General features: G+C 60.9%; 16 protein-coding genes. 4 read left to right on the forward strand and 12 right to left on the reverse strand.

The features are described 5' to 3' along the window. Positions 1–2 precede the first annotated feature (2 nt). The 10 genes from ABQZ09_RS09515 to grxD all read right to left on the reverse strand — a co-directional run bounded on the left by ABQZ09_RS09515 (position 3) and on the right by grxD (position 13,291). Positions 3–3,740 (reverse strand): pilus assembly protein, encoded by a 3,738-nt coding sequence (locus tag ABQZ09_RS09515; protein ID WP_349776754.1) that lies wholly within the window; start codon positions 3,738–3,740, stop codon positions 3–5. An 11-nt stretch (positions 3,741–3,751) separates the two neighbouring features. Further along, positions 3,752–4,270, reverse strand: coding sequence for a pilus assembly PilX family protein (locus ABQZ09_RS09520; protein WP_184555036.1), 519 nt, complete (start codon positions 4,268–4,270; stop codon positions 3,752–3,754). A 1-nt stretch (position 4,271) separates the two neighbouring features. Continuing rightward, on the reverse strand, positions 4,272–5,426 hold the full coding sequence (locus ABQZ09_RS09525; RefSeq protein ID WP_349776755.1) for a PilW family protein: 1,155 nt from the start codon (positions 5,424–5,426) through the stop codon (positions 4,272–4,274). 4 nt (positions 5,427–5,430) lie between these two features. Then, positions 5,431–5,904, reverse strand: a complete 474-nt coding sequence (gene pilV, locus ABQZ09_RS09530) for a type IV pilus modification protein PilV (protein ID WP_184555040.1) — start codon at positions 5,902–5,904, stop codon at positions 5,431–5,433. Beyond that, positions 5,904–6,416 (reverse strand): GspH/FimT family pseudopilin, encoded by a 513-nt coding sequence (locus ABQZ09_RS09535; protein WP_184555042.1) that lies wholly within the window; start codon positions 6,414–6,416, stop codon positions 5,904–5,906. Before ABQZ09_RS09535 ends, pilV begins: the two co-directional genes overlap by 1 nt. Positions 6,417–6,534: 118 nt before the next feature. Then, positions 6,535–7,920, reverse strand: a complete 1,386-nt coding sequence (gene ppnN / locus ABQZ09_RS09540; RefSeq protein WP_349776756.1) for a nucleotide 5'-monophosphate nucleosidase PpnN — start codon at positions 7,918–7,920, stop codon at positions 6,535–6,537. Between the two features lie 106 nt (positions 7,921–8,026). Continuing rightward, positions 8,027–11,272 (reverse strand): TonB-dependent receptor, encoded by a 3,246-nt coding sequence (locus ABQZ09_RS09545; RefSeq protein WP_349776757.1) that lies wholly within the window; start codon positions 11,270–11,272, stop codon positions 8,027–8,029. 362 nt (positions 11,273–11,634) lie between these two features. After that, positions 11,635–12,234, reverse strand: a complete 600-nt coding sequence (locus ABQZ09_RS09550; RefSeq protein WP_039407493.1) for a YhgN family NAAT transporter — start codon at positions 12,232–12,234, stop codon at positions 11,635–11,637. Continuing rightward, on the reverse strand, positions 12,231–12,974 hold the full coding sequence (locus tag ABQZ09_RS09555; RefSeq protein WP_039407491.1) for an SDR family NAD(P)-dependent oxidoreductase: 744 nt from the start codon (positions 12,972–12,974) through the stop codon (positions 12,231–12,233). Before ABQZ09_RS09555 ends, ABQZ09_RS09550 begins: the two co-directional genes overlap by 4 nt. Then, complete coding sequence (gene grxD / locus ABQZ09_RS09560; protein WP_039407489.1) at positions 12,971–13,291, reverse strand: Grx4 family monothiol glutaredoxin; 321 nt, start codon at positions 13,289–13,291, stop codon at positions 12,971–12,973. The genes ABQZ09_RS09555 and grxD overlap by 4 nt, the downstream gene beginning before the upstream one ends. Before the next feature lie 120 nt (positions 13,292–13,411). Between grxD and ABQZ09_RS09565 the strand changes: the two genes are divergently transcribed. After that, positions 13,412–13,990: a superoxide dismutase gene (locus ABQZ09_RS09565; protein WP_039563610.1), complete on the forward strand. Its 579-nt coding sequence runs from the start codon at positions 13,412–13,414 to the stop codon at positions 13,988–13,990. A 134-nt stretch (positions 13,991–14,124) separates the two neighbouring features. On the opposite strand, the gene ABQZ09_RS09570 is transcribed toward ABQZ09_RS09565, so the two are convergent. Beyond that, positions 14,125–15,270, reverse strand: coding sequence for a 5-(carboxyamino)imidazole ribonucleotide synthase (locus ABQZ09_RS09570; protein WP_228314011.1), 1,146 nt, complete (start codon positions 15,268–15,270; stop codon positions 14,125–14,127). Beyond that, complete coding sequence (gene purE / locus ABQZ09_RS09575) at positions 15,267–15,770, reverse strand: 5-(carboxyamino)imidazole ribonucleotide mutase (protein WP_184555051.1); 504 nt, start codon at positions 15,768–15,770, stop codon at positions 15,267–15,269. Before purE ends, ABQZ09_RS09570 begins: the two co-directional genes overlap by 4 nt. 58 nt (positions 15,771–15,828) lie before the next feature. On the opposite strand from purE, the gene ABQZ09_RS09580 reads away from it, so the two are divergent. The 3 genes from ABQZ09_RS09580 to ABQZ09_RS09590 all read left to right on the forward strand — a co-directional run bounded on the left by ABQZ09_RS09580 (position 15,829) and on the right by ABQZ09_RS09590 (position 18,098). Further along, on the forward strand, positions 15,829–16,098 hold the full coding sequence (locus ABQZ09_RS09580) for a Trm112 family protein (RefSeq protein WP_039407479.1): 270 nt from the start codon (positions 15,829–15,831) through the stop codon (positions 16,096–16,098). Next, positions 16,095–16,976 (forward strand): carboxylating nicotinate-nucleotide diphosphorylase, encoded by an 882-nt coding sequence (gene nadC, locus ABQZ09_RS09585; RefSeq protein WP_349776758.1) that lies wholly within the window; start codon positions 16,095–16,097, stop codon positions 16,974–16,976. The genes ABQZ09_RS09580 and nadC overlap by 4 nt, the downstream gene beginning before the upstream one ends. Before the next feature lie 63 nt (positions 16,977–17,039). Beyond that, positions 17,040–18,098, forward strand: a complete 1,059-nt coding sequence (locus ABQZ09_RS09590; RefSeq protein WP_349776759.1) for a DUF2272 domain-containing protein — start codon at positions 17,040–17,042, stop codon at positions 18,096–18,098. Positions 18,099–18,292: the final 194 nt, after the last annotated feature.

Here is an 18,292-nt window from a genome sequence, read left to right on the forward strand (position 1 = left end):
CATCATTGGACCTGTCTCCAAGACTGTCTACCACAAGGATATGGCACATAAAGCGGCGCAGAGCCAGCGGCATTAACGACCATCCAGCAGGCCTGACCGCCAGGAACACTGCCACTTTCGGCTGGCGACAACCTGGGAATGGCTGAAACTCCTACATCCTTGACTGGCGCGGTGCCGCCGGTAGACAAGGATGTGGCCGCCGTCCCAGCCGAAAAGCGTGCACCTCCCGGCGATCCTTTGCGGGCATCGATCAAAGCGCCATCGCCTGTGCGCGTATCCAGACCAAACAACCAATTTGAACCTTCGGGAGAACAGCCGGAACTGACCAGAACCGGGGTGTAGGTCGGCATTAGCACAATCCCGGACGCAATCGATGGATTTCCCACCATGCGCTCCTTGGAAGGCAGATCCACATACCAACCCTGCGAATTTGCCGGCGCTGCACCACGTGTCAATATGCGATCCCCTCCTTGCGTGGCTGCTGCGACGCTACTTCCCTGCAGATTTGCTCGCGTTAGCGGAACGACAGGACCCGCCCTGGAGGTATCGTTAATACCGTACAAGGATTGAATAGCCTCGTCCTTGGGATCATTTTCAAAAGAGAAGCTTCCGGTGCCAAAAAACAACATTACACCACCTGCGTCTCCGGCAGTTGCAACCAGTCCTCCGGTAATAGGCTGACGGTAAGTCTGTCCACTCTCCGTAGACGTCCTAGCAGTGAAGAGGGGGGCAGTGATTGAGGTTGCGGAACTCCGCAAGTCAAATTTCCAGATCGCTCCCTTCTGGTCAGCCCCGTACACTGTATCCGCGTACCCGTCACGGACGCCTTCGGTCAACGACGTTCCACCCCAACGATCCACTACCACTATGTTTCCTAGCCCATTGCTCCCGGCACTGCCACCTCCGGCTTCGTTCGCTTCGATCATTGTTACCGTCGGCGCGCCGGCCTTAATATCAACCAGGAACAGCACTGCTTTGCCGCTTTGACTGTTGTAGCCGTTCCCGAAGATCGCCTTCCAGGTCACACCGCCATTGGCAGCCCTTACCGGTACGATCACAGGCTTACCAAGCACATGGCCGATGTTGTTTCTTACTGTGGTCGACAAGCTAGTATCGAGATCGCTAATTTCCCACAGCCGGCTAGACGCCGAGAAACTGGAGGAATTGGTGACGTCCAAGGCAAAAATACTACGCCCGCCAGCACCGGCGGTGCCTACAGCGACCGTTTTCCAACTACTGCCGTAATTGACATCGCCAACTACCACAGGGCCATCAACGTAATATCGATGCTGATACTCCACTGACTTACCGGTAGGATCTGAGGGCAACAACAAGTCCCCCATATGTCCCAACGCCGTGGCAGGGATATAGGCAAAGCGCTCTAGCCCGCCATTACCATCCATCGAACCATCTGCAGTCATGCCAGCATCGAACGCATGCAACATACCGTCATTGGCGCCGACATAGACGGTATACCGCCCTGCTGCCTTCTTGGCATTGAGATAGGCTTCATAACTGGTACCCAGCGCGCCGGACAATGAGCGATAGCCAAAATCGTCCGTTGGAGCACTAATAACAGGAGTAGAGTTAACAATATCTCCAAGCAAGGTAGTTCGATCACGGAACTTCCCGCCCCTCTTCACCTCTCCAACGGGATCACCCCTCAAGTAAGCTACAGCAGTCTGCGCAGACGCTCCCAGGGCAGTCAAGCGAAGTTCCGAGCACTTGGTGATACCCGGATAAAGCCCTGCCGGCTTCGTGCAGAGATCCGCAAGAGAAACATTGCTTGCATTAAAAACGTTAGCGGCACCCGCTTCACTCACAATAATATTTCGCGAAGCCGCCGCCGGAATGCGTGAACTTGCCTCCCAAACCTGCGTTGTCGTCGCAAGTCTCGACTGCGGATTTACCGAAACAGTGCTCCCAACCAACTTGCCATACCAGTCCACACCATCGGCACCGACCTCATAAGAAGGTGATACCGCAAATGAGCCGTTACCAATACGCGCACCACTTTGTGCAAAGGTACCAGACGGAGAAGGCCCAGAAGTAACGGACGCCAGAACGCGATCAATCGCAGCTGTAATATCAGCGGGAGTGCGTGCGTTTATATATTCACCACGGGTATTGACCGCCGCGTGCCAGATATCGTCGACAGTCGCAGGATCATTGTCTGAGCGCGCGGGCCAGTTATCGTAGACTGATGGATCGGTGTAGGCGTCTTTCACCCTGTCAGGGTCGAATAGGTTTCCGCGTGCCCCCAGGGTCACGCCATAAAAATTGATATGCAGATTTTTCTGACAATCAAGCCGCACGCTAGGAGCAGAGGCACAAGCGCTGGGAACGGGCACAAGTCCGCCAGGCAGATCAGGGCGAAGCGGAGACTTTCCATTGATATCATTGTAGTACTTTGCTGCAATATCACCCATTGTGTTCGAGTTCCCGTCCTTGAAGGGAACTCCCATCAGGCCGTCGCCCTCGTCATTTGAGGCACCTGCAGAACCATCAGGATTATTATTATAACCGTCAGTAAAAAGCATAATGGAATTTTTTTGGCAAGCCAGTTGAATTGGCGCCCCACTATCGGTTCTTTTGAATTGTATGCCGGCAGCATTCACCGCTTCGCGATTGGGTGTACCACCAGATGCCGTAAGTCCAATCATTTCATTGTAGAGCGCTTCTCTCTGCGCATCGTCTGACAAGCTACGCATTGGGAGCGAATCAGTTACGGAGTCATAACTAGCGTTCTGGTTAATTCTGAAGTAGCCCACGCGCAAATTGGGTTCGACCGAATTCAGAGAGCGCGTCATGCCTGCGATGATGGCTTTATTTCTATTGCCATAAAAAGAAAACCAATTTGCGAAGTTTTGCAATGCATCAGCAGCTCCCGTGGGTGGAATCGTGTATTTCCACAAATCACACCCTTGACCGCACGCATTTGCGACACGCACTCGCGGCACATTTGCATAAGCATTCGGGTAACCAGGTAGGACAGGAAGGGGATCTGTATTTCGGGTGTAGGGAGTGAAAAATACCGAACGAATAGTTGACATCACCACATAGGCTTGACCGCTGCTCCACTCTGCACCATCCGACGACTGAACATTACCATAGCCAGTTACCTGGTTTCTGTTATTTACATTAACCCGCCTATAAAGAACACCCTTTGGAATCACCATTCCATTCTGCATCCATGATGAATCCTGCCAATCTGTCAGCAAAGAGTTAGCAGTCAGATCCACTGTTGCATCTGATCTTGGATCAATTTTAGTCGCAGACGTACTCGCTTCGGAATAGATACTGCGATTCTTTCCAATCCATGGATCGTATTCAACCTCAGGATTGAAATAGGTGGGATTGTAGGCCGAAGACCTTGCAAACCCATAGATATCAAGCGGAGGTACACCTCGGCGTGTAATGTCCAGGCGCGGACCAATCGTGACATGATTGTAACCACATTGCCCGGTCGTGTTGAGCACGCCTGGCGATGAAAAGAAACTTTCGCGATTGGTGCTCCAACAACCTTGACCGTCAGCACCCGGAAACTGGGTCTGAAACGTCATCGAGCCCGAGTCATCGACTGCCATGATGAACGCTGAAGGTATCGACAACTTACTGTTAAGCGGCGCCTGGGCTAAAACGCCCTGACCTTGTGCAGCAACCAGCATGTATATCGCCCCCAAGCCACCGACCAAGGCAGCGCCAGATGCGATAGCAATTTTTATTTTACGCGATGGCATAAAAATGGCCTTCAAAGCTTGAATACGGTATCGACCGCAGATCGAGAAGACGCATTAGTCTCGTCATCCACGGCTATGCCTGTAATCTGAAAGATAGGGGATGCCGAATCCAGTGCCTGCCCCATTCCGATGTTTGCCTCGCCCTGGATGCACTGGTCGATTTGACGAACATTGACTGCTTTATTGGATGTCTGCTGTTGAGCCCACAAGACTGGGTCGAATCCATCATCGCATCCGCGTTTGATGTCGCCTGAACTCACGACATTCCCCGTCGGCAACGCAGTACGATTCGAGACAGCCTCGACGGAAGCCTCGGCATTTCGTACAACACCCTCCGCCTGCTGGAAAGAGCGATTGGCCGCGCGATAATTGGACGCCATTTTTTCCTGCATGCCAGCTCCCTGCATTGCAGAGATCCCTATCAGGGCAAGCAGAATCAACATAATCAAGGCGATATACAAAACAGCACCACCTTGGCGAGTCCTGGGAGCAGACATTCGTCGATTGAAAAAGCGCGGTTTCACATGCATCTCAGTTTCCAAATAAGCGATTACGGAGCGCGACGGAAAGCTCATAACTCGCTCGATAGCGACCATCGGGAGTTGCAGGCGGCAAAACAGATACGCCCAATACACCCAACGGGTCATCACTTGCAGTGGCGCCGGCTGCAGCAGCAGAAGGGCTTCTGGCTACAATTCCAACCTGGACCTCGCCTACTCTTCGCCATTGGTTCGCACCCGCAGCGTTAGCGGGCGCAGTGAGGCCAGAGGCAACTACATGTGAGGTAATGTTTCCTGCAGGGGGAGTTCCTCTGGAGATATCCACAGTCGCGTCCAAGCCATACAGTAATTGCAAGCTCTCCACTCCTTCCACTAAGTCCTCGTTTTGCGTATATGCACCGGTGCTATCTGCCCGTGCACGCCGCAACGATGGCTCACCGGACGTACCCGATCCCACGTAGTAAACCAATGACTCGGCGCGATAGAGCATCGTCTGCCCGGTCGGCTGGGCGGTGTAGCGCGAAAGATCTACTGAGGCAGTTACTGAACCAGCAGCGGATGTACCGGTAAAAACATCGGCATGGGAGCAATCGGCAATGCCGAACAAACTAGGCGCACCCACACCTCCGCTCGTCAGCCGCGACCAGCGGGCACCATTTACGCTAACGACTGATGCGCTCCCAGACCGGACAATTCCCGTAACCGGGACACCTTCGGCAGACAGATATCGCAACACCAGAATATCGCTTCCAGGTAAAGGAGCCGGATTGAGAGATTGAATCTGAGAAGGAACTCCGGTAGCCGCCGCCAATGTCCCACCGATCTGAATTCGCCCCCCTGGCGCCGTACCCGTTGCTTCGTAACCCTGTATGGATACGGAGAAATCGAGAGGGTTACCACTTCCTGTGGCTGCAGAGAGATTGACGCGCGGGTCACCTTCGCCTTTTACGAAATGGGCCTGATCATTGACACAGCCGAAATGACCAGCCATACGGATGTCACGAGCTAGGAAATCCAGTGCGAATCGACCATTTTCCTGAGCACGCGATGCTCCTTCGGAAAGCTGAAGGGCTGTCCGGGATGCAGAAAATACCTGTATCACCCCAAGCAACAGCAGCAGGCCAATGACCAGCGCGATCATCATCTCGATAAGTGAGAAGCCTGCAAACTTGACTCGTGCACTCATGAATTCAGATCTCCGTCTGCAATGCAAAAGTTGTTGCTGTATCAGGATCGTTCGCATCCCAGCGCTGGTCGCCCCACGAGATCGAAACGGTAACTTGGCCGTTTGCCACGACGACATTGGCAGATGCCGAGTCTCCAAGCGCTTTACCTACCTGACATTTCCAGCGCTCGACATTTTGAGCAATGGAAACCGTGGCACCTGTTGGGCGCGCACATGGTCCCTTTGCTGGAGCGGAGCCGGCAGCGAAGCTGGCTGCCGTATACTGACTCGCTTGATAGCGGTTGGCCCGCATCTGATCTAGCAAATCGTAAGCAAGGTTGGTCGCCTGCGTTCGATAATTAGCGCTTTGTACGAACCGTACGCTCATGGTTTGCAGTAATGCAAATCCAAGCAATCCAAAAGCGAGCACCAAGATCGCGATGAGGACCTCGATAAGTGTAAACCCCGACGTTTGTCGTCTACAGCCGGCACTGTTCATCAACAGGCATCCTTTCTGCTTCTCACCTGCCCCGCTGCATTAACCAGCAGGGTCCGCATCAACGATTGGCCGGAGCACTGATCAGGACGCACCGTGACCTGCTGGTCGCCAGCTGAGACTCGGCGCCCCCTTCCATCGAAAGCAATGACTGCAGTACCTGGACCTTGAACGACCAACCGTGGATTACCGAGCCAGTAGCGCAATACAGGCTCCCCGCCATCCAGTGCACCGTTGGCGTTGACATCCCCCCAAGCCAAAATCCCGCCGCCCCAACTGCCATCGCAGGCAGTACCATTACTGCTTCCGCAGATCGCCCCCCTTTGACCGCTACGAAGAGCCTCACTTCGAGCAAGATTGAGCAATCCCAGCACTTCGTTGTTGGCGGTGGCAGCTCGGTTTGAGCGAATGACCCCCTGAAAACTTGGATAGCCGATCGCCGTAACGATTGCGAGCACCGCAATGGTGATCATCAGCTCAGCCAGCGTAAACCCGCGGCTACGAAATTCACGCATCAATTACGCTCCCCAGCGTTAGTGCTAGGGAGCATGAATCGCTTCCCAATTCAAGACAAGCTTTGTCTCGACGAACGGGCATTTGTACCGACGAGCGTCAGTTTGATCCGACCAAAGATCAAGTCACCACCCGATAACAAGGCCGGTAATCCCCCGAGATCTTCATCCGGCGCTGTTCGACGAAGCCGCGCAGCAGCTCGTCCAGGGCCTGCATGATGTCGGGGTCGCCGTTGATTTCGAACGGGCCGAACTCTTCGATGCGGCGCATGCCGTCTTCCTTGACGTTGCCGGCGACGATGCCGGAAAAGGCACGGCGCAGGTCTGCCGCTAGTGCGGGTGCCGGGCGGCCATGGTGCAGGTCCAGGTCGGCCATGGCTTCGTGGCTGGGCTCGAACGGTTGCTGGTACTCGAGCGGGATGTGCACCGACCAGTTGAAGTAGTACGAATCCTTCTGGTCCTTGCGGTGCGCGCGCACCTCGTGGATGCCTTCGGCCATGCGGCGCGCCACGGCGACCGGGTCGCCGACGATGATTTCGTAGCGGGAGGCGGCCGCATCTCCCAGGGTCAGGCGGATGAAGCGGTCGATCTGCGCGAAGTACGGCGCGGCGATGGTCGGGCCGGTTAGGATCAGAGGGAACGGCAGGCCCGCATTTTCCTCGCGCAGCAGAATGCCGAGCAGGTAAAGGATCTCTTCGGCCGTGCCGACACCGCCTGGGAACACCAGGATGCCGTGGCCGATGCGGACGAAGGCCTCCAGGCGCTTCTCGATGTCCGGCATGATCACCAGATGGTTGACGATCGGGTTGGGCGATTCGGCCGCGATGATGCCGGGCTCGGTCACGCCGATGTAGCGCGTGTGGTGCTTGCGCTGCTTTGCATGGGCAATCGTCGCGCCTTTCATCGGGCCCTTCATCGCGCCTGGTCCGCAGCCCGTGCAGATGTCCAGGCCGCGCAGGCCTAGCTCGTAACCCACCTGCTTGGTGTAGAGATACTCGTCGCGCGAGATGGAATGCCCACCCCAGCACACGACCAGGTTCGGGTCCGACGGCTGCAGGATGCGCGCGTTACGCAGCTGGCCGAACACCGCATTGGTGATGCCTTCGCTGGTGTCCAGATCGCCGCGCTGGGCCTCAAGCTCGATGGCCATGTAGGCCAGGTCGCGCACCACGGCGAACAGCAGCTCGGCCACGCCGCGAATGATCTCGCCGTCCACGAATGCCATCGCCGGGGCATTGATCAGATCGATGCGGATACCGCGGTCCTGCTGGTTCACCTGGATATCGAAGTCCGGATACAGGTCGCGCGCGGCGCGCGGGTCGTCCGAGGCACTGCCACTGGTCAGCACGGCCAGCGCGCAACGGCGCAACAGCTCGTGCATGCCGCCACTGGAGGCATCGCGCAGCCTGGCCACTTCCGCCTTGGACAAGACGTCCAGGCCACCACGCGGGTAGATCCGCGCATCCACCACCGGCAGCGCCCGTGCTGCCGTACTGCTGAGTTCCATAGCTTGCTCCTGTCGTATCTCAGGAACTTTAGCGTACTCACCCGCCCAAAAGAAAACGGCCGGGTTGCCCCGGCCGTTTCCGCAACACACGACACGCTAACCGCAATCAGAACTGGTAGCGGAAGCCCAGCTGCAGCGCCCAGCGGGAGATGCCGCGATCGTCATAGACCGTGGACTGGTCCGGTGTATTGAAGCGATACACGTACTTGCCGCTGGCCGCATCGATACCGCCGTATTCCACGACACCACGCATGCCCGGGAAGCCATACTCCTCGACACGGCCCCACTTCTTGTTGAGCAGGTTGCCGACGTTCATGACGTCAAGCCAGAGGGAGGCCTTGTTGTCCTTGAAGAAGCCCGGGATCTCTTGCTCGATATGCAGATCGAACTGGTTGATCCAGGAGTTGCGTGCGCCGTTGCGCTCGGCGACCTGACCACGGCGGGCAGCCAGATACTCGTTGCCTTCGATGTAGTTCCAGAACGCCTGTTCTTCTCGAGCGGTACCGAACAGCACATCGCCGCGACCGGCCGGGATGTACAGCAGGTCGTTCAAGCGACCGTCGCCATTGGCGTCGTTATCGAAGGCGTAGCTGTACGGACGACCGTTGCGACCCTGGTAGATCAGGCCCAACTTGGTTTCATAGTCGCCGAAGAACGCATGCTTCCAGTTCAAGGTGCCGAGGATGCTGTTCTTGACCTCATACGCAGCGGTCGAGGCGACGTTTTCGTTGGCCTGGAAAACCGCGTTGTTACCGAGCTGCGAGCCCGAGGTGGAACTGGTGAGACCACTGACTTCATCGGCATCGGTGTAGGTGTAGTACAGGCCCCACGACCAGTCACCACCATTGAAGGGCTTATTCAGACCGACGGTAAAGCTCTCGCTGCCACCCTTGTCGGTGGGACGCGCGATGATGGCATCGTTGAAACGCGGATCACGCGAACCGCGCGCATCGACCACCGAGGCGGTGCCGCGCACACAAGCCGCCGGAGCGCCGGCACCGGTCGGGTTACGGCCATCCTCCAACCAGCAGGCCGGATTCAAGCCTGCAGTATTCCAGTACAGGTTACGACCATCCTGACCCACGCGGCTGGTACTGCCCAGATTGAGCTGCTGGTAGTAGATCGCCTCGTTGACCTTGGTCACCACTGCCTCGGCAGATGCCACGATGCCGTACCAGGGCAGCTCGGTATCGAATGCCAGGTTGGCCTTCCATACCGACGGCTGACCCAGCTTGCTGTCGACGAAATCGACGGACTGCGTAGCGCCATTCAACGAACCATTACCGATCGGCTGATTGTTGATGTCAGGCGTGAAACGAATGCCATTGGTGTTCACCAGCGTCTGGCTGGAGAAGTTGTAATCGGTATACGCCAGGCCGGTGTTGGAATACGGGTTGGACAACCACACGGTTGCCGCGGCACCCTGGAACAGGCCCACGCCGCCACGCAACTGGGTGGGGCGATCGCTGTCGAAGGTGTAGTTGAAACCGAAGCGCGGCTCGAACAATCCATTCCCGTCGATGGTTTGGTCGTTGCGGAAGCCGAACAGCGTCGACGCGGTTGCATTGTAGGCCGGGCTGTTCTTGACCATCGGCTCGTCATAACGCACACCGAACGTCAGCGTCAGGTTGTTGTTGACGGCCCACGTATCCTGCAGGAATACGCCGACATTACGCATGCCCCAGTTGGCCGCGATGTCGTCGATGTTGCCGCTGTTGGAGCGTGAATAACGATAGTTCAGCGGGCGGTTGGCGGCGTAGTCGGCAATCGAGTTGAACGTGTAGGAACCGAAGACACGCTGACCGAACAGATTGAACAGGTCGTTATCTTCGTAGTCAAAGCCGAACTTGACGGTGTGGTCGTTCAAGAACAACGTGCCGGCAAAGAAGGCGTTCCAGGTTTCGGTCCGCAGTTCGTTGGCCTGGGTGCTCTGCTCGGTGCCCAGGTTGACGGTGTTGTTATTGATCCGCACAGCAATGGCCGGCAGCTGCGAGGCAGCAGTACGCACTGCCGAGTAATCGCGGTACGACACCTTGGCTTCCGTGGAGAACGTGTCCGTCCAGTCACTGAAAAGTTGCGCCGTGTATGTCTTGAGGCTGAAGTCGCGGACGTAGTGGAAGGAATTCAGCGACAACGCCTGATTGCCGAAGCCATTGAGATTGGCGGTGCTCTGTTCGCTCTCGCCGTAACGCACCGAGGCCCGGTGCTTGTCGGAGATGTTCCAGTCGAGCTTGAAGCCCTTCTCTTCGGATTCCGAATCCAGTGCCGGCAGCGCCAACGTTCCCGGATCAAACCCGTAGGTGTTGCGCGAGATGTCGATGATCCGATCGATATCCGCCTGCGGGATCTGCACGATGTTACTCGCGCCAGAACCGATCGGACCGTAGCCGGAAGCGCCGGTAAACACGCCCTTGCCCTTGTACTTTTCGTAATTGGCGAAGAAGAACAGCTTGTCCTTGATGACCGGGCCGCCCAGGGTCAAACCATACGTGGTTTCGTTGTCGAACAGCTGCGGACGGATGTCGTTCTGGTTCTTGCCCGACCAATCGTTCTCGCGGTAGGTGCCGTACACCGATCCGTGGAATTCGTTGGTACCGGACTTGGTGACGGCATTGATCACGCCGCCCGTGGCGCCGGTGATGGTGACGTCGTAGTTGGCAACGTCCACCGAGATCTCGTCGATGACATCCATCGAGAACGGCTGGCGAGGCGTCGGCAGGCCGTTGGATTCAAGGCCGAACGCATCGTTGGTGCTGATACCGTCCACGCGAATCAGGTTGAAGCGCGGATTCTGGCCGCCCACCGAGATCTCGTTACGCGCCTTGTCGGTCTGCGCCACACGCGGATCCAGGCGCACATAGTCCTGCAGGTTGCGGTTGATCGACGGCAGCGATTCGATCTGCTCGCGGGTCACGTTGGTGCCGGTGCCCATCTTGTTGGCGCTGAACAGCGCCGAGCCGTAATCGCCGCCGATGGCCTGCACCGCGCCCAGCGTGGTCACATCGCCGCCCAGGGAAGCATCGACGCTATTGACCTGATTGAGGTTCAGGTACACACCCTCTTCGGTCTTGGTGCCTTCGCCGGACTTGGTGATGGTGATCGTGTACGGCCCACCCACACGCAGGCCGCGCGCGTTGTAGCGTCCGCTGGCATCGGTGGTGGCGCGGCTGACGGTGCCCGATTCGACGTGGGTGATCGTGACTTCGGCATTCGGGACCGGCTGGCCGCCGCTGCTGGTGACCAAACCAGCGACGCCGGCGGAGGTGCTCTGGGCAAAGACAGGGGCAGCAGCGAGTGCGGCGACAAGGCCAAGCGTCAGCTTGGACATGCGAAGACAACGGGGGTGGGTCATTTCGGTAGCCTCGATACAGGTTGGGCAGTGACAAAAAGGCGCAGTCAGCCCAACCGTTCCCGGGGGTGGGCTGCCGATGATCTGGGGTCCCTTGCCGCGCGGCTGGTTGCTGCCGCAACGGTTAACAACAGATTAACACGCTAAGGCCTGATTGTGACGGCGGCGTGACAAAGTTCGCGCAGTGCAACATGAACTGCCCATGTGAAGGCGCACATGCCAGATTGCACGGGGTCGCAGAGAGAGCGCGACGTGCGTCTCGGCATATCGGGAAAGTCGCGGCTCGAAGTCTGGTCGCGCAGTCACCCCGCCCTTCCGCGCGGATGGCGGCAACCGGTCAGGCGACCGGCCTGATGACAAGCGTCTTAAATCGAAACCGGCAGCTTGAAGTACGTGCCCAAGCCATCCAGGAACATCTGCACCGAGATGGCGACCAACAACATCCCCATCAGACGCTCGACAGCGGTCAATGCGCGGTGACCGAGCAGCTTGTACAGCAACGGTGCCGAGGCCAGGATCGACGAGGCGCCGATCCAGGCGATCATCAGCGCCAGGCTCCAGTCCCAGAGCCGGGTGGGCTCGTTACTGCCCATCAGCATGACCGCGGCCATGCCCGAGGGGCCAGCCACCAGCGGGATGGCCAGCGGCACGATGAAGGGCTCTCCATCGGGGATCTCGCCCATCAGGCCCTCCGGCCGCGGGAAGATCATGCGGATGCCGATCAGGAACAGCACGATGCCGCCGGCGATCGCCACCGATTCCTGGCGCAGGTGCATCAGCTCCAATGCGTATTTGCCGCCCCACAGGAAGGCCATCAGCACGCACAGGGCGATCAGCAGTTCGCGCGCCAGCACGAAGCGTTGCCGCTTGGGCGGCAGCGGCTTGAGCACGCTGAGGAACACCGGGATATTGCCCAGCGGGTCGAGAATCAAGAACAGCAGCAAGGCTGCCGACAGAATGGTCATGCCGAAGGGCTCCAGATCGCACCGCGGTGCGGAGCACCTGCCATGGACAACAGGGTGACGCAGGCCGACGCCGCCACTGCGGGGTCGGCCGCCTGACTGTCTTCCTGATGGGTAAAGGCACGCGCACGCAACGCGGTGCGCATCGGGCCGGGCTGCAGGCCGTGGATACGCACCGGGCCGGCGGCGGTCTCGTGGTGCAGGCTGGCGATCAAGCCGTGCTGGGCGTACTGGGCAGCCCCGTACGCGCCCCAGTACGCCTGACCGATCCGTGCAGCATCGTCCACAACGAACACCACCGCCGCATCGCGCTGCTGCCGCAGCAGCGGCAGGCAGGCCTGCGTCAACCATGCGCGTGCGGTGAGGTTGACGTGGATGCTGCGGGCGAAGTCGGCCGGCGCCGCGAGTTCGGCCGGCGTCAGACCGCCGAACTCGGCCGCACACTGCAGCAGGCCGTGCAGACCGCCCAGCTCGCTCTGCAACCGTTGTGCGAGCACCGCATAGTCGTCAGGCGTGGCACCTGCCAAATCCAGCGGATACAGCAATGGCTCGGGGCCGAGCTTGGCCACCGCGTCATACACGCGCTCCAGCGGCCGCAGCTTGCGGCCAAGCAGCACCAGCGTGGCACCGGCCGCCGCGCACGCCTGTGCGGCAGCGCTGCCCAGCCCGCCGGCGGCGCCGGTCACCAGCACGACCCGCCCGGCCAAGGCGGCCGCTTCGGGCTGGCCCTGCACTTCGGTCACGGCTGATAGGCCTCGCTGACAATGCGCTTGAGCTCGCCGGCTTCGAACAGTTCCAGCGTGATGTCGCAACCGCCGATCAACTCGCCGTGGATGAACAATTGCGGGAAGGTCGGCCAGTTGGAATAGCGCGGCAGGTTTGCGCGCACTTCGGGTTCTTCCAGCACGTTGACCGTGCGCAGCTGGTCGGCGCCGGCAGCGACCAGCGCCTGCACCGCGCGACTGGAAAAGCCGCACATCGGGTACTGCGGGGTGCCTTTCATGAACAGCACGATGGGGTGTTGTTCGACTTCGGCCTGGATCCGTTCCATCACCGGCATTGGACTCTCCTGACTGGGAGCGGCAGGCCCGACCGCCGGGTCGGATAGACTTCCGCAAAGGCGCGCATTGTAAGCCTTCACGCGACCTGCCGCCGGACTCCTTTCGCTGCCCTTGCCATCATGCCGATCGAACACGTTGCACTGCCCTACTCCCGCGCCGCCCTCGAGCCGCACCTTTCGTCCGCGACACTGGAGTCGCACCACGGCATCTGTCATCGCAACGAGGTCGAACGGCTCAATGCACGCATCGAAGGCAGCGAGTTTGCCGAGCTGACGCTGGAAGAGATCATCGCGCAGGCGCAGGGCACGTTGTTCCACCTGGCGGCACAGGTGTGGAACCACAACTTCTACTGGCAGTGCCTGCGCCCACGCGGCGGCGGCGAGCCGCTGGGCAGGCTGGCCGACAGCATCGCCGCATCGTTCGGCGATTTCGTGCATTTCAGGCAGGAGTTTAATCGCGTGGCCTTGAGCACCTTCGGCTCGGGCTGGACCTGGCTGGTGCAGCGCCCGGACGGCACCCTGGCCATCGTCGCCACGCCCAACGCCTCCACGCCGCTCACCGGCCCGGACACCCCGCTGCTCGCCTGCGACATTTGGGAGCATGCGTACTACCTGGACTACCAGCAGGACCGCGCGCACTACCTGGACGCGTTCTGGAAACTGATCAACTGGGACTTCGTGGGCAGCCGATTGAGCTGACCCTCGCAGCGGCAACCGATTCGGTTACCGCGCGCGGCACACCCCAGGCGCCTCAACAGCGCACGCCCGTCCTCGAGAGGCATCCCGGCACACTGCCGAACGTGGGCCCCGCTGCGTAACCGCAATGCGCCAGGTCAGCCTTCCTGCAAACGTCCGACCACCGGCGCGACCTGTGCATCGCGCTGCAATGCCTTGCCCGCCTGCACCAGCGCAGTCGCCAGCGCCTGCGGTGTATCGGCACGTACGCTGGCATGCCCGACCTTGCGCCCTTCGCGTGCCTGCTTGCCGTAGTCGTGCCAATGCCCGCCCGGCACGGCGAGGAACGCACCCGCCGCGGGCATGCTGCCCAGCCAGTTCAGCATGCAGGCATGTCCACGCATCGCGGTGCTGCCCAATGGCAGGCCAAGCACCGCACGCACATGATTTTCGAACTGCGAGGTCTCGGCGCCTTCGATGGTCCAGTGGCCGGAGTTATGCACCCGCGGCGCGATCTCGTTGGCGAGCAGCTGGCCATCGCGCACGAACAGTTCCAGCGCGAACACGCCCACGTAGTCCAGCCGGTCGGCAATCGCACGTGCATGCGCTTCGGCAGCCGTCTGCAACGCCTCGTCCACCCGGGCGGGCGCGAGACTGGCCGACAGCACACCGTCCACGTGCCAGTTTTCGGTCAGCGGCCAGGCACGGAATTCACCGTCGCGGCCACGCACGGCAACCACGCTGACCTCGCGTTGAAACGGCACGAACGCCTCGAGGATCAGTCCCACCGTGGCCGCCTGCGCGCCCAGCGCGTCCCAGGCGGCATCAGCGTCTGCAAGCGTCTTGATCCGGAACTGGCCTTTGCCGTCGTAGCCAAAGCGGCGAGTCTTGAGCACGCACGGTGCACCGATCTGCGCCAACGCCGCATCCAGGCCGGCGCGATCGCCGATGGCGGCGAACTCCGGCACCGGGATGCCCAGCTCGCGAAACAAGGTCTTTTCGCTGAGCCGATCCTGCGCCACCGCCAAGGCAGCCGGGCCTGGGAACACCGGCACCTGCGCGGCAAGGTGCTGCGCGGCGGCGGCCGGCACGTTCTCGAAATCGAAGGTGATCACATCCACTTGCGCAGCGAATGCGGCCAGGGCCGCCGTATCGTCGAACGCGCCAACCTGCAGCGGCGCCAGCTGCCCTGCGCAGGCATCGGCCGCCGGGTCGAACACCGCAAAGCACAGGCCAAGTGGCGCACCGGCCAGCACCAGCATGCGCGCCAGCTGGCCGCCACCGAGAATGCCAACGGTGCTCATTGGCGCGGGTCGTCGCTGGCCATCACATCGTCGGTCTGCCTGGCACGGAACTGCGCCAGCGCATCACCGATCTGCGGCAACTCCCGCGCCAGCATCGCCGCTGCGAACAGGGCCGCATTCGCTGCGCCGGCATTGCCGATGGCAAACGTAGCCACGGGAATCCCGGCCGGCATCTGCACGATCGACAGCAGCGAATCCATGCCGTTGAGCGCCTTGGACTGCACCGGCACGCCAAGCACCGGCACCACGGTTTTGGCGGCCAGCATGCCCGGCAGATGCGCCGCGCCGCCGGCACCAGCGATGATTGCGCGCAGGCCGCGCTCGCCCGCCTGCTCGGCGTAGGTGAACAACACATCCGGGGTGCGGTGCGCGGAGACCACCTTGACTTCGTACGGCACGCCCAGCGCATCAAGCTTCTGAGCCGCGTGTTGCATGGTGTCCCAATCCGAACGGGAGCCCATCACGATGCCGACCAGCGGCGCGGAGTGGTTGGAGGTCATGGCCCTGCCCTGCGGTAAAGACGTATTCTAGCCAATCTCCACGCACGACAAGACTTCGATGGATCGCAAATTGCTCGACCTGCTGTGCTCGCCCGATACCCGTCAGCCGCTTTCGCTGCTGGACGGCAAGGGCCTGGAAGCACTCAACACCGCCATCGCCGGCGGAAGCCTGCAGCGCGCCGACGGCACCGTGCAGGCACAGCCGCTGCGCGAGGCGTTGATCACCCGCGATCGCAAGCAGATCTTCCGCGTCGATGACGGCATCCCGGTCTTGCTGGCCGAAGAAGCCATCGCCACCGCGCAGATCACCGACTTTCCCGAAAAGTGAGTTCGCCCGTCCGCACCGCGCCGGAGCCGCCGCCCGCGGCGCTGATCGATGCCGACGTGGCGCGCGCGCTGGCCGAAGACATCGGCTGCGGCGATGTCACCGCGGCATTGCTGCCCGACCAGGCAGACAGCGCGTATCTGCTGTGCAAACAGGACGCGGTGATCGCCGGCAGGCCGTGGTTCGACGCCACCCATCGCACGCTCGACCCGCAGGTGCGCATCGACTGGCAGGTGCACGAAGGTCAGCAGGTCAGCGCCGGCAGCGTGCTCGCGCTGCTGCATGGGCACAGCCGGAGCCTGGTCAGCGCCGAGCGGACCTCGCTCAACTTCCTGCAGACCTTGTCTGCTACCGCCACCACCACCGCTGCGTACGTGGCAGCCGTCGCGGGCACCGGCGCGCGCATCCTGGACACGCGCAAGACGCTGCCAGGTTTGCGCATGGCGCAGAAATACGCGGTGCGCTGCGGCGGTGGCGACAATCACCGTATCGGCCTGTTCGATACGGTGATGCTGAAAGAAAACCATATCCGCGCGGCCGGCTCGCTCAGCGCCGCCGTGCATGCCGCACGCGCGCAGCAACCGCAGCTGCCGCTGGTGGTGGAAGTGGAAACGCTGGAGCAGCTGCGCGAGGCATTGCAGGTCGGTTGCACGCGCATCCTCATCGACGACTTCGACCCGGCCATGCGCCGCGAGGCCGTGCGTATCGCAGCGTCGCTGCCGCGCGATCGGCGCATTCCACTGGAAGTCTCCGGCAGCGTCGACCTCGCCGGCATCCGCGCAATTGCACAGGACGGCGTGGACTGCATCTCCATCGGCGGCCTGACCAAGCATGTGCAGGCGGTGGATCTCTCGCTCAAACTCGGCCCGCCCGCGCCGTGATTTCACGCGTGTGCGCAGGCCGCTCTGGCAGCCTGCGCGGACTGATTTCGTGCGGAATGTTCGATGACTGTAAGACCCTGGCCGTGGATGTGCTTGCTGCTTGCTGGATTGGGAGGCAGCGCGGCGGCTGCGGAAGTGTGCGATATGCCGCCGCGCTTCGGCACCAGCCCCGCCGCCATCGCCATCGTGCGCACCGCCTGCAATGAGCACCGTCTGTGGCAGCACCCGTTTATCGATGCCAAGGGGCGGCTGGCCAGCCTCGGTGTGACCGAAGCCGAATCCGGATACCTGGCCGACCATGGCGTTGTCGCATGGCAACGCGTGGCCGGCTACTGGCGCGACAGCGGCACGCTCGCCTCGATGGGCGGCCGCCCCGGTGCATCCAGCTGTGCCGCACTGGATGGCACGCGCTACACCGCCAGCGATTGCCGTGCGTTCCTGATCGACAACCCGTGGTCGGCCGCCTTCATTTCGTGGGTGATGACCCAATCCGGCCTCGGTGGCTTCCATCGTTCAGCGCGCCATCTGGACTACATCCGCAGCGCGTACAACGACGGTGCCACCGGGCCGTATCAGTTCGCCGACCCCGCCGTCGAAAAGCCCGCGCCCGGTGACATGCTGTGCCTGCTGCGCGGCCGCAGCGTGGCGCTCGGCTATGCGGGTCTGAAGGCTGCGCTGGGTGGCAGCGCACCGATGCCGTGGCAATCGCATTGCGATGTGGTGGTCGCTGCCAACGTCGGCGGCGATCGCACCCTGTACCTGATCGGCGGCAATGTGTTCAACACGGTGATGATGCGCAAGATGCCGCTGGATCGCGCAGGCCGTGTGGTGTTACCGGCCCCGCAGTCCGACAGCAGCCAGGACCAGAACGAAGACAGTCTCGGGATCGCCAGCGAATGCACGCCAGCGCACGAGGAACTCTGCGACTTCAACCGACGCGATTGGGCCGCACTGCTGAAGCTGCGCCCGGACGCGGCAGTGGTCAGCCCGCCACCGACGGCGCCGCTGCCGCCACCCGGCATCGTGCCCGCGGAACAAACGATGCCGCCAGGCTTTCCACGCGTTGTGCCGCCGCGGCCGGAGACGCAGCCTGCGCAAACGCAGCAACAGCAACCTGAGTAAAGCCGTATTCAAGGCCCCTCTCCTGCGGGAGAGGGGTTGGGGTGAGGGTACGGGCGAAGCCACTTACATTCCGAATATCACGAGGCTTTGCACGTGCCCTCATCCGCCCCTTCGGGGCACCTTCTCCCGGAGGGAGAAGAAATCAAAGCCCCTCTCCTGCGGGAGAGGGGTTGGGGCGAGGGTACGGGCGAAGC

It is taken from the genome of Xanthomonas sp. WHRI 6106, assembly GCF_040202405.1.
GTDB classification, from domain to species: Bacteria; Pseudomonadota; Gammaproteobacteria; order Xanthomonadales; family Xanthomonadaceae; genus Xanthomonas; species Xanthomonas cannabis.

What these genes read in the sequence shown, in the direction of transcription:
- ABQZ09_RS09515 (WP_349776754.1), bottom strand. Translation starts at nt 3,740, where the DNA reads ATGCCATCGCGTAAAATAAAAATTGCTATCGCATCTGGCGCTGCCTTG.
- ABQZ09_RS09520 (WP_184555036.1), bottom strand. Translation starts at nt 4,270, where the DNA reads ATGCATGTGAAACCGCGCTTTTTCAATCGACGAATGTCTGCTCCCAGG.
- ABQZ09_RS09525 (WP_349776755.1), bottom strand. Translation starts at nt 5,426, where the DNA reads ATGAGTGCACGAGTCAAGTTTGCAGGCTTCTCACTTATCGAGATGATG.
- pilV (WP_184555040.1), bottom strand. Translation starts at nt 5,904, where the DNA reads ATGAACAGTGCCGGCTGTAGACGACAAACGTCGGGGTTTACACTTATC.
- ABQZ09_RS09535 (WP_184555042.1), bottom strand. Translation starts at nt 6,416, where the DNA reads ATGCGTGAATTTCGTAGCCGCGGGTTTACGCTGGCTGAGCTGATGATC.
- ppnN (WP_349776756.1), bottom strand. Translation starts at nt 7,920, where the DNA reads ATGGAACTCAGCAGTACGGCAGCACGGGCGCTGCCGGTGGTGGATGCG.
- ABQZ09_RS09545 (WP_349776757.1), bottom strand. Translation starts at nt 11,272, where the DNA reads ATGACCCACCCCCGTTGTCTTCGCATGTCCAAGCTGACGCTTGGCCTT.
- ABQZ09_RS09550 (WP_039407493.1), bottom strand. Translation starts at nt 12,234, where the DNA reads ATGACCATTCTGTCGGCAGCCTTGCTGCTGTTCTTGATTCTCGACCCG.
- grxD (WP_039407489.1), bottom strand. Translation starts at nt 13,291, where the DNA reads ATGCCGGTGATGGAACGGATCCAGGCCGAAGTCGAACAACACCCCATC.
- ABQZ09_RS09565 (WP_039563610.1), top strand. Translation starts at nt 13,412, where the DNA reads ATGCCGATCGAACACGTTGCACTGCCCTACTCCCGCGCCGCCCTCGAG.
- ABQZ09_RS09570 (WP_228314011.1), bottom strand. Translation starts at nt 15,270, where the DNA reads ATGAGCACCGTTGGCATTCTCGGTGGCGGCCAGCTGGCGCGCATGCTG.
- purE (WP_184555051.1), bottom strand. Translation starts at nt 15,770, where the DNA reads ATGACCTCCAACCACTCCGCGCCGCTGGTCGGCATCGTGATGGGCTCC.
- ABQZ09_RS09580 (WP_039407479.1), top strand. Translation starts at nt 15,829, where the DNA reads ATGGATCGCAAATTGCTCGACCTGCTGTGCTCGCCCGATACCCGTCAG.
- ABQZ09_RS09590 (WP_349776759.1), top strand. Translation starts at nt 17,040, where the DNA reads ATGACTGTAAGACCCTGGCCGTGGATGTGCTTGCTGCTTGCTGGATTG.